The following is a 10,117-nucleotide window of genomic DNA, read 5'->3' on the forward strand; positions in this document are numbered from 1 at the left end:
CTGGAACCGTTCCGCTGCCCGCCGCAACGACCAGCCCCGATCCACGACGAGGACAGCAAGACGACGACGCCCTTCCGGCGTCAAAGGCGCGTTAGTCTTCGCCTACCTCACCCGTTCACAACCTCCCGAGGAAGTACACCTAGGGAGCACCAGACCGGCCAAGCCAGCGTCTCCGACTTCGCCGGCCCAGACCGAACTCTCTCATTCCGCTACGCTTGTCAGGAGTACGGACGTTGTCCTCGGGGAGGTCATGTGGCTAGGGGTCAAAGCATCCTGTCTGTGGACAAGGTGAGATTGGAATGTTCATCGATGCGTCACACCCGCTCGTAATGACGCGGATCTGCTTCGTATCCGAAACCGGGCGAGCCGAAAGGCCCATTCAAGATCCGTCAGTTCGTTATCGATGCCTGCATCCCGCGGAGGCGAGAACCGCGCACGGTGACTTTTCGACGATCTATTCGGCTGTCCAGTTCTACACGGATCCGGCATTCGACTACGACGTGTACGTCTTTCATCGCCCGAACAGTGCGCGCGGAAACTTCTTCCCCGTAATGCTTCAGTTGCGGAAGCTCGGCAAGACGCTCATTGCTGACTACGACGATCTGATCTTCGGTGACGACGCGATCGCGTTGCAGTCGTCTGCGGTGAAGAACGGAACACTAACGCCGGAGCGCGCCACCGCAGCATTCGAAAACAACCTTGTCGCCCTGCGCGAGTTTGATATGGTCACGGTCTCAACCGCGCCTCTCGCCGAGAGGGTGCGAGACTTCCACCCCGGGGCCGAGGTGCACGTCGTACCCAACATCGTTCCGCCGTCTGTGCTCGCTGTACATGCGGACCTCCACACGCATCTGACGCCACGCCCCTCCACCTCCATTGGATACTTTGCGGGCACCAAGAGCCACAATCGCGACTTCCCGGTAGTCGCCGACGCACTCCACCGCGTTCTTGTCGAGAATGCAGACTTCACGTTGATGATCGTGGGCCCGGTTGCAGTCCCCCCCGAACTCACCGGGCTGCCTAACGTCAGCACCGCACCGGTGGTGAATTTTCTTCGGCTTCCGGGACTCATGACCCTCTGCAACACGGTGATCGCACCGCTCGAGATGAGCGATTTCAACGCGTGCAAGTCTCGCGTGAAGTTTCTCGAGGCAGCACTCTCGGGGTCGCGCCTACTCGCGAGCCCGATCCCGGACATGCGCGCGGTTGGCTCAGATCGCTTGGGGCTAATGGAGACCCCTGACGACTGGTACGAGGCGCTGTCGGCTCCCGTGTCCCAGGTCGATTACGCCCCACTCGCGCGCGAAAACTTTGAGTATCTGCGTGAATCTTCGCGCGTCGACGGTCTGGCGAGCTTCTGGGGTGGCGAATGAGAGTCCTGATCTACATCGAGCCCCATCCGATCCGGGGCAGTCAGACGATGTTCAATGATGTGGCGCGGCGATTTCTTCCGCTCCTGGAGAGTGCCACTCCCGACTTCGACATCCGGATGTACGCCACGAGCGCGCTCGTGGGTGCCGTTGGGAAGGACGCCGTCGCTGGCGTCGCGAAACGCGTTATTCGCGCCACGCCCGAGGAAGAAGCTCACTTCGAGACTCGCCTCGTTGACTGGGAGACCGATGGAGTACCCGCTTGGTTGAGCCTGATGGCGGGCGGCGAAGTGGCAGACGAGTACGTGGGTGTGCTGCGGCGCATCTGGAGCATGTTCCCGTATGACGTGATCATCCATTGGGGTGAGAACGGTGCCGTGACACGTTTTCTCGAGGAACGGCCAGTCACCCGCATCGCGATGGAGCTTGGATGCACCCGCCCACCGTTCTTACCGACCGTGGTTCTCGACCCGTTTGGCACAAACGGCAGCGCTGTGGTTCCCAAACTATCCGTGGACGACCTTCGCGCGATCGTCGGCAACAACCCCATGTCAGCCGCGGAAGCGGTCTACGGGTATTCAGCAAACCTGGAGGCCATCCCGTACGAGCAGCAGTACAGCCCCCTCGAAGCCGGCGACCTGACAACACGGATTCTCGGAGCTGACCGGAAGATCGCGTTCCTGCCGTTGCAGTTGCACGATGACGCGAACCTGCTGAGATTCTCGCCCTACGACACCGTTGAGGACGTCGTGCTCGACGCAGTACCCAAGCTCGCGAACGCGGGATATCTCACGGTGATCAAGACCCACCCGGGCGCCAAATCGAGGTTGCAGTCCCGCGCCGCGTTCGCTCTTGCCCGAGCCGCGTTGCGTCCGTGGTCGGACGCCGTAGTCTGGGTCGATTCGTTGAGTACGTCCTACACGAACGCTCAGCTCACCGCGCTAGCAGATCTGGTCGTCACGGTGAACAGCTCCGTCGGGTTCGAGGCGTTGTACTTCGACAAAGTGGTGAGCGTCCTCGGAGACGCCGTTTACAAACCCACCGGTCTCTTCCCTGACCTCACGACCGCGCTCGATCCGTCTTTCGACCTAGCTTCATATCACGATGGCGTGGGGCTTCTGCGCCGGTTCATGCTCGGAGGCTACCTCGCCGAAGACGGGGTTCGCGGAAACCGCACAGCGTTCCAGAACATCGTGCTGACTATCGACGCCGCTCGACGTAGATTCGGAAACAATCCAGTCGCCATCGCCGAGAGCATGTATCGGGCATTCAGCCCGTCCCGAGAACACCAGGTCCAGAGAAGAATGGTGATGGGAAGCTCTGTGCCCGGTGCCGCTGAGTTCGGTATTCCCGCACCCGCGTCCGAACTAGCAATCGGCACTCACCAGAACTCTACTGCAGTCCCTCAGAACGAATTCACTGTGCCAGCGAGGAGACTTCTCGCAGTGCTGCAGGCGGCGGACGGTGACAGTCTCCGCACAGAGTTGCACGCTGCCTTCGCCGATGTGCGAAGCGCGGAGAAACTCGTTCGCGTAGCGGGTATCGTCGATGAGGCGTTCTATCTCACGAGCTATCGAGATGTCGCAAAGGCGGAAGAGGATCCCGTCTTCCACTGGACTCGCTACGGCGTTCGGGAAGGTCGGAGACCCCGCGCAGACATGTCCATCGCCTCGCTGGAGGATCTCGCGGAAGCGTTGACGCAAGCCGCTGTTGCGCTACTCGAAGATGACGACGCCGCCCGGTTCCCCATGGACGAAGAAAGCGACGCTCGGCGGCGCGCCAGCGTCGCTGCGCTCCGAGATGGCCTCGGTGGCCAGCGCAGCCGAATTGCCGTCGTCGCCAACCTTCACTACCGCAACCTCGTTGCCGAGATCTTGGGGCAGCTCGCCAACATCGACGAGCCATTCGATCTCATCGTTACGATGCCGGATTGGGGTAACCGCCAGATCATCGAGCTTGTGCGGGCCGCTTACCCCAAGGCGCAGTTTTTTGCCGCCACAGACCGGGGGCGAGATGTCGGACCGTTCCTCGACGTGCTCCCGGAAATACTCGAGCACAACTACGACGCAATACTTCACCTCCGAACGGAGGCAGGACTCTTCGAAGATGGCCGTCTGCGCCGGGAGCTCGGAGAAGTCTGGCGCACCGAGGCACTGTCGGCCCTGATCGGCAGTCGTGAGCGCGTCGCGTCGATCCTCGGGTCGTTCAGAAGCAATCCGGCGGTCAGTCAGGTGGGCCCAGCGCCCCACTATCTATCGTTGACACACCACCCACACCAAAACAGCGGGCATCTCGCCGCATCTATCCTCTCCGACGGCTCATCCGGAGGGTACTTCGCGGGCGCCATGTTTTGGGTGCGACCGGAGACGCTCCGGCCCCTCGTGGAACGAGACAAGGTGGATTCTCGAAGCTTCCCGCAGAGCGACAGAGCTGCCGGCGGCAGCGGAGAGCAATTGCTGGAGCGACTGTTCGGGCAAGCCGCATCAATAAATGGCGGCGCGACGTTCGGGGCGCCGGTCGAACCTTCCGAACCCCTCGTCGCGGATCTGCGTCCATCCGAGGCTTCACTTCAGGTACATCTGGAATCCGCGCTTCGCGACAGGCGCTCCACCAATGCGGGTCCATATCGGCGGGCACTGGCTTGGTGAAGGACCTGGACCAGATCGATCTCGTCGTGGGGACCTCCCACGCGATTCGCTGGAGCTGGCATGTGCGGGACGGCGTGGTCGTGTCGCCTCTGCCCTGGGACAGATTTGTTGGCCAAGGTGGAGTGCCCATCTGGAATGCATCTCTGTTGAGACGTGCCCGCACAAAGTCCTCGGGAACGGGAAGGGTGGTCATCTTCATTGGCGACTTCGGTCTCGGAAACAGCATCCTGCTCGAACGTGATGTTCCCGCCGCCATCCTCGTCGACGGCCACACTGGTATCACGCCTGGGGCAATGGGTGACGATCAGGACAGGTCGATGCTGGAGCGCGGCCCCGCGGGCGTGCGAGAGTGGCACACAGAATTCGGCACACGAGCCCGATATGTGCTGTGGAGCGTCTTCGGTCGCCAGATAAGCGACCGACTTGCTGGGCGTTACACAGGCCAGGGTCGGGACCGCCACCCCGTGTTCAACTACGACGACATAGCTATGTCGTTGTCGGACATGGATATTGTGGACCTGTCTCCTCTGTTGCGACTCCCCATGCATGAGGTTTCGCGACTGTTTATCGATGCGAGCATCCACCCATCGCAAGTTGGATATCTGTTGCTAAATGGCTTGGTGTTCGAAGGCCTCGGAGCACTAGAGGCCTACGACCGTGCTGTCGCAACTGTGGATTCTGAGCTTCACCGTCTCGCCCAGGGGATCGTGAGCACCGCCGGCCGTTCAGTGGTCTTGACTGGGCGATCCGCGTGGCTCGACACCTTCTCCCGATATATGGGGGCGGAAGGAACGCGGCAATTGGCCGAAGTCGGGCTGTTGCTCGCGCCGCTCGATGCCACGCCTGGAAGGCCAACCCTGCGGCAGATCACGAGCGCCGTAGATCTGCGAGAGTGCGCGGTCGTCATCGTTTCAGCGGGCGGCAAGGATCTGTCGGGGGAATTGGCATCGGCATTTCATACCGGCATTGCGACGTGGGCCGGCGCTACAGTCGTCGACTGGGAGGGCGCCGCTGTTCAGGCGATCCAGGAACGAGGCGAAACGCCGAACTTCTCCCGTCTCGACTCCAGACGAAGTGATCACCCGCAGGCCGTCAGGCCAGATGTCGTCTCTTCCATGGTGGAACAAGGGCCGCTCGGGATGCCGTCGTGGTCCGGGATCGTCGGACTCCTTGAGCAGCTCGCTGACGGCCGGTGGATAGACCCGCGCGACGACGACTTCGCGGCCGCGGACGAAACCCACGTAGAGTCCTCAGTCGCACTGCCGCGCTCCCGGGCAAGCTACGACGCCGCACCTTTCCTGAGCGTCAAGCACTCGACATACTTTCCCGTCTATGACCACTTGTTCTCCAAGTACGTGGGGAAATCGCCGGTGATCGTCGAAGTTGGCGTTCTCAACGGTGGATCGCTCTTCATGTGGCGGGAATTTTTCGGCCCTGCTGCCCGCATCATCGGCGTTGATCTGAACCCCGAGGCGACCTGGTTGCGGGAGGATGGATTCGATATACACATTGGGGACCAAACGGATCCAGAATTCTGGGCAGACTTCTTTGCAGATGTCGGCGATGTCGATATCTTCCTGGACGACGGCGGGCACACATACCCACAGCAGATTGTCACCGCTTCCTCCGCGATGGACCATATCCGCGACGGGGGCGTCTTGGTCGTAGAGGACACCCATACGTCATACATGGCCGACTTCGGCGGGCCGAGCGATACCTCCTTCATCAGTTGGGCGGTCAATCTCGTGCACGGCATCAACAGGCGATTCTCCGCCTTCGCTTCCGACCACCGCTCAGAACGCAGGGTATGGTCGATCGAATTCTTCGAGTCGATCGTCGCGTTCCACGTCAACCGATCGCGCGCCACTGCCGAATCCGTGCCTACTCGCAACGGTGGCGCCGGACGCGACGCGAAAGACTTCCGCTACCGCTCAGATCACGTCATCACAGACGACGAGTTGCGACACTATTTTTCGTATTGACACCACACGCGCGCTGAAGCGTTGTGCGAATCAGCGAGGGGCTCCGGGCTGACCCGTCACCACTCCCAATACTTCATCACCTGAAACGACGAGCAGTGACGAGATGCGGTGCGTCGCCATGAACGCGACGGCGTCTTCCATGCGGGTCGTGGGAGCCACCGACTTGGGGTTCACGGTCATGACGTCGGCCGCTACCAGGGAGAAGAGTTCGCGGTCGTGGCCGTGAGCCTGTACTGCCCTGCGAATGTCGCCGTCTGTGACGATCGCCGGCCCGTCCGGCGTTGCGACCAACGCAATCCCCAATTGCCGCATGGTGATATGGCGGATCACCTCGAGGATTCCAGCGGTCGAATCCACCCACGGCAGGTCGTCTGTGACCATGACGTCAGTCACTCGCTCAAGGAGACGTCGCCCTAGAGATCCACCGGGATGAAGGCGAGCGAAGTGTTCCGAGGCGAACCCACGGGCTTCCATCAACGCCACAGCGAGAGCGTCGCCCATCGCGAGCGCAGCGGTCGTCGACGACGTCGGAGCAAGATTCAGAGAACAGGCCTCCTCTGCGACGGAGACATCCAGGTGAACAGTTGCGTGGCGTGCGAGCGTTGAACTCGCGTTCCCCGTCATCGCGAGAATGCTGTTGCCGTTGTCGCGCAGGAACGGAAGGAGGGAGACGAGTTCCATCGTTTCCCCGGAGTTGCTGATTCCGAGAAAATAGTCGTCCGCTGTCGCCATACCCAGATCGCCGTGAAGCGCCTCCGCTGGATGCATGAAGAAGCCGGGAGTTCCCGTACTGGCAAGTGTCGCGGCGATCTTACGTCCGACCAATCCCGATTTACCCATGCCGCACACGATCACCCGTCCTCGGGCTGAGAGAATGCCGTCCACGGCGGCGTTGAAGTCGTCACCGACACGCCCGACCAAATCTGCCACGCCGCGCGCCTCTGCGGTGAGCACGCGGCGCGCAACATCTGCGTGTTGCTTTTCGGGCATCGGCTCGGCTTCACTGAACGACATGGCTGCTCGCTATCGTCTCGATTAGAGGTGCGTACATGTCGTCGAGTGATAACCCACGCTCCGCGAGAACGTGCTCGGCCGCTTCACGAGCCACGCCTCGACCACCAGCGCGCGTCAGAACGACGCCTGCCGCCGCGCGCACCAGCGGATGGGCGTCGCTCGGAGCGTAGAAGCGCCCGACTAGTCCCGCCAGCGGTAGATCGACCACGTCGTCACCGACGAAGGCAATCTGCTCGTTGGTCACAGCGAGGTCGGACTTGATTTTGTCGAGAGCGTCACGCTTGCCCAGCGTCCCCGTCACCGCGACGTCGAATCGAAGCTGCTGGATACGTGCGTCGAGAGCTCGACTTGACTTGCCGGACAGCACCCCACAACGGAGGCCATGCAGCTGGAGGAGAGAAACCGCGAGGCCGTCCTGTACGTGGAAGCCCTTCATCGCCTCGCCACTTCCGTCCATCCAGATCGTCCCGTCGGTCAGGACGCCATCCACGTCGAAGAGAACGACTTCGATCACGCGATGTCCAGCGGAGGGAAGGACTTCACCAGGTCGTCGATAGCTTTGATCTGGCCGAGGAACTCGCCCAATGCGCTCAACGGCAGCGCGCTCGGTCCATCGCATCTTGCACGGTCGGGATCGGGATGGGCCTCGACGAAGAGCCCGGCGATTCCCACCGCGATGCCGGAGCGAGCGAGTTCCGCGACCTGGCGACGACGGCCACCCGATGCGGCGGCACCCGCCTCTCTTCGCTGCAGACTGTGAGTCACGTCGAAGATCGCCGGCGCGCCGCCGCACGCTTCGATCATCTCCCGGAAGCCGAGCATGTCCACGACCAGATTGTCGTAGCCGAACTGTGACCCGCGCTCACACAGGATCAGCTGGTCATTCCCCGCCTCGACAGCCTTTCGCTGAATATGCGCCATCTGCCCAGGGCTGAGGAACTGGGGCTTCTTCACGTTGATCGGACGGCCCGTCTGTGCCAGCGCGACCACGAGATCGGTCTGCCTCGCGAGAAACGCCGGCAGCTGCAGAACATCCACGACCTCAGCAACCGTCGCAGCTTGTGCCGGCTCGTGGACGTCGGTGATAACCGGCACGCCGAACTCAGACTTCACCGCAGCGAAGATCTCCAGGCCTTCCTCGATCCCGACGCCCCGGTACGAGTGGATGGACGACCGGTTCGCCTTGTCGAACGAACCCTTGAACACCAGTGGCATATCGAGCTCGGTCGTGACCTCTACATAGCGCGCCGCCGCGAACAGAGTCGAGTCAAGATCTTCGAGAACATTGATCCCTCCGAATACAACACACGGACGATCATTGGCGACGACGACATTCGACCCGACGTTCACGGCTTTCGACATGTCGATAGACTACCCGAGGTCGATTCCACCTCACTCGAAGGGCAGCCGAAGCCATGCGCGCGCTCGCCGTCATACCCGCTCGTTATCCCAGCACTCGACTCGAAGGCAAGCCCCTGCTCAAGCTCGGCGACCGAACCGTGATTCAGCGTGTGTGGGACGCGACTGTCGAAAGCGGCGAGTTCGACGATGTCGTCGTTGCGACGGACGATCAGCGAATCGTGGCCACAGTCGAACAATTCGGTGGAGTGGCGCTTCTGACGTCGCCGTTGCTCGCCAACGGCAGCGAGAGAGTTGCCGCGGCAGCCGATGCCCTCGCGGGCGAGTTTGACATCGTCGCCAACATTCAGGGCGACCAGCCGTTCGTCTCGCAGGACGCGATTCACGCACTTCTAGCGCCGTTCCGCGAAGGGCAATCGGCGGAGATGACTACTGTCGCTATGCCTCTCCACCCAGACCTTGCCGACGACCCGAACACCGTCAAGATCGTGACCGATATCACGGGCCGGGCCCTCTACTTTTCAAGATCCCTCATCCCCGCGAACCCCCGCCACCTCGACCATGCCTACCTGCAACACCTCGGGCTATACGCGTTCACGCGGGAAGCACTTCGTCGATTCCCGACCCTCACCGCCACACCACTTGAGGCCGCCGAGAACCTCGAGCAGCTGCGCGCGCTCGAACACGGCATGGTGATCGTGGCGCGTGTGGCGTCGAGTAGCAGCATCGAGATCAATACGCCCGAGGACTATGAGCGCGCCCGGGCCTGGGTGCGCGAAAACGAAACCAGTCCGGCATAGTCGGCGAGTCACCTCGGCCCCGCGCCGCACTGATCGCCTTGCCGTCGGCCAACCACTGCTACGTGAACGTGGTGCCCGCCGTCCACGTACCCGCCTTCGTGTTCTGGCCCGTCACCCGGACGCTGATCTGCTTGCCGAGATCTGCGGCGGCCAGCGTGTAGCTGGATGCCGTGGCCCCGGTGGTCGCCGCGCCGTTGCGCAGCCAGCGATAGGTGAGCTGCTCGTTCCACGGGCCGAGGAATCCGGCCGACGCGGTCAGCGTCTTGCCGACCGTTGCGGTGCCGGTCACCTTCGGGCCATCCTGGGTGCCGGCGGCGGGCACCGTCAAGACGGTGAAGCTGGTGTCGGTGTGCTTCTCGCCGGGGGCGTGCTCATAGCCGTTCGGCGATTCCCACACCTCGAGCGCCAGCCCGGCGCCGGCGACAACACCCTTCAGCACGTGCACGCCGATCTTGCACGAGTACGACGCGCCCGGAGCGAGCGAGATCGGACGGTTCCCGCTGACGTAGCCATGCCACGTCCATCCGCTTGGCCCTCCGAAGCTGGCCATCGTGCAGTCGGCGGCCGTCTCGGAGCGGTTCTGTGTAGGGACATTTCCGCCGGGTCTCGGGTTCGAATTAGCCCGGGCCCGTGGTGGGCTCGCGCCGGGGCGCCGGTAGATTTGGGGGCATGTCCTCGCGCCCGACCCGCACGCTCGTGTCGTTGACCGGGCCTGCGGGGAACCTCGGTAACGCGCTCATCCGGCGCGGCGGACTGGAGTGGGCGCTCGACACGTCGGACGAGCTCGTCGCCTACGTCGGCGATGCCCCGGACGTATGGCTGCGCCAACTCGGCGTCCCCGCGGGCACGCGACGCTGATGCTCGCGGGGATCGATGAGATCCTTGTGATCACGACGCCGCATGATGCGCCGTTCTTCGAGCGGTTGCTGGGCGATGGGTCGCAG

Annotated in this window: 9 protein-coding genes and 1 pseudogene; 6 read left to right on the forward strand and 4 right to left on the reverse strand. The window is 62.5% G+C overall.

Going from position 1 to position 10,117, the window contains the following annotated elements; genetic code table 11:
- Positions 1 to 299: 299 nt before the first annotated feature.
- The 3 genes from LOK55_RS13705 to LOK55_RS14345 all read left to right on the forward strand — a co-directional run bounded on the left by LOK55_RS13705 (position 300) and on the right by LOK55_RS14345 (position 6,000).
- Positions 300 to 1,373 (forward strand): hypothetical protein, encoded by a 1,074-nt coding sequence (locus tag LOK55_RS13705; protein ID WP_229935812.1) that lies wholly within the window; start codon positions 300 to 302, stop codon positions 1,371 to 1,373.
- Positions 1,370 to 4,018, forward strand: coding sequence for a rhamnan synthesis F family protein (locus tag LOK55_RS13710; RefSeq protein WP_229935813.1), 2,649 nt, complete (start codon positions 1,370 to 1,372; stop codon positions 4,016 to 4,018). The genes LOK55_RS13705 and LOK55_RS13710 overlap by 4 nt, the downstream gene beginning before the upstream one ends.
- A 185-nt stretch (positions 4,019 to 4,203) precedes the next feature.
- Positions 4,204 to 6,000: a class I SAM-dependent methyltransferase gene (locus tag LOK55_RS14345; protein WP_229935814.1), complete on the forward strand. Its 1,797-nt coding sequence runs from the start codon at positions 4,204 to 4,206 to the stop codon at positions 5,998 to 6,000.
- 30 nt (positions 6,001 to 6,030) lie between these two features.
- On the opposite strand, the gene LOK55_RS13720 is transcribed toward LOK55_RS14345, so the two are convergent.
- From LOK55_RS13720 to kdsA, 3 genes are read right to left on the reverse strand one after another with little or no spacing between them, the layout of a single operon-like run.
- Positions 6,031 to 7,014 (reverse strand): SIS domain-containing protein, encoded by a 984-nt coding sequence (locus LOK55_RS13720; protein WP_229935815.1) that lies wholly within the window; start codon positions 7,012 to 7,014, stop codon positions 6,031 to 6,033.
- Positions 7,001 to 7,528, reverse strand: a complete 528-nt coding sequence (locus tag LOK55_RS13725; protein WP_229935816.1) for an HAD family hydrolase — start codon at positions 7,526 to 7,528, stop codon at positions 7,001 to 7,003. The genes LOK55_RS13720 and LOK55_RS13725 overlap by 14 nt, the downstream gene beginning before the upstream one ends.
- Positions 7,525 to 8,376: a 3-deoxy-8-phosphooctulonate synthase gene (gene kdsA / locus LOK55_RS13730; RefSeq protein WP_229935817.1), complete on the reverse strand. Its 852-nt coding sequence runs from the start codon at positions 8,374 to 8,376 to the stop codon at positions 7,525 to 7,527. The genes LOK55_RS13725 and kdsA overlap by 4 nt, the downstream gene beginning before the upstream one ends.
- A 53-nt stretch (positions 8,377 to 8,429) precedes the next feature.
- On the opposite strand from kdsA, the gene kdsB reads away from it, so the two are divergent.
- On the forward strand, positions 8,430 to 9,173 hold the full coding sequence (kdsB, locus tag LOK55_RS13735) for a 3-deoxy-manno-octulosonate cytidylyltransferase (RefSeq protein ID WP_229935818.1): 744 nt from the start codon (positions 8,430 to 8,432) through the stop codon (positions 9,171 to 9,173).
- Positions 9,174 to 9,231: 58 nt separating this feature from the next.
- Here kdsB and LOK55_RS13740 read toward each other — a convergent pair whose 3' ends face one another.
- A complete protein-coding gene (locus LOK55_RS13740; protein WP_229935819.1) occupies positions 9,232 to 9,723 on the reverse strand; it encodes a hypothetical protein in 492 nt (163 codons plus the stop codon).
- A 119-nt stretch (positions 9,724 to 9,842) separates the two neighbouring features.
- Between LOK55_RS13740 and LOK55_RS13745 the strand changes: the two genes are divergently transcribed.
- A complete protein-coding gene (locus tag LOK55_RS13745; RefSeq protein ID WP_229935820.1) occupies positions 9,843 to 10,031 on the forward strand; it encodes a hypothetical protein in 189 nt (62 codons plus the stop codon).
- Positions 10,022 to 10,117 (forward strand): annotated as a pseudogene (locus LOK55_RS13750) (glucose-1-phosphate thymidylyltransferase); the annotation flags it as partial. The gene LOK55_RS13745 and the pseudogene LOK55_RS13750, both read left to right, overlap by 10 nt.

It is taken from the genome of Microbacterium sp. F2E (assembly GCF_020905435.1).
GTDB lineage: Bacteria > Actinomycetota > Actinomycetes > Actinomycetales > Microbacteriaceae > Microbacterium > Microbacterium lacticum.

Bases quoted from the DNA above. Each gene is read 5' to 3' on its own strand.
- LOK55_RS13745 (WP_229935820.1), top strand. From the start codon at position 9,843: ATGTCCTCGCGCCCGACCCGCACGCTCGTGTCGTTGACCGGGCCTGCG.
- LOK55_RS13740 (WP_229935819.1), bottom strand. From the start codon at position 9,723: ATGGCCAGCTTCGGAGGGCCAAGCGGATGGACGTGGCATGGCTACGTC.
- kdsA (WP_229935817.1), bottom strand. From the start codon at position 8,376: ATGTCGAAAGCCGTGAACGTCGGGTCGAATGTCGTCGTCGCCAATGAT.
- kdsB (WP_229935818.1), top strand. From the start codon at position 8,430: ATGCGCGCGCTCGCCGTCATACCCGCTCGTTATCCCAGCACTCGACTC.
- LOK55_RS13720 (WP_229935815.1), bottom strand. From the start codon at position 7,014: ATGTCGTTCAGTGAAGCCGAGCCGATGCCCGAAAAGCAACACGCAGAT.
- LOK55_RS13710 (WP_229935813.1), top strand. From the start codon at position 1,370: ATGAGAGTCCTGATCTACATCGAGCCCCATCCGATCCGGGGCAGTCAG.
- LOK55_RS13705 (WP_229935812.1), top strand. From the start codon at position 300: ATGTTCATCGATGCGTCACACCCGCTCGTAATGACGCGGATCTGCTTC.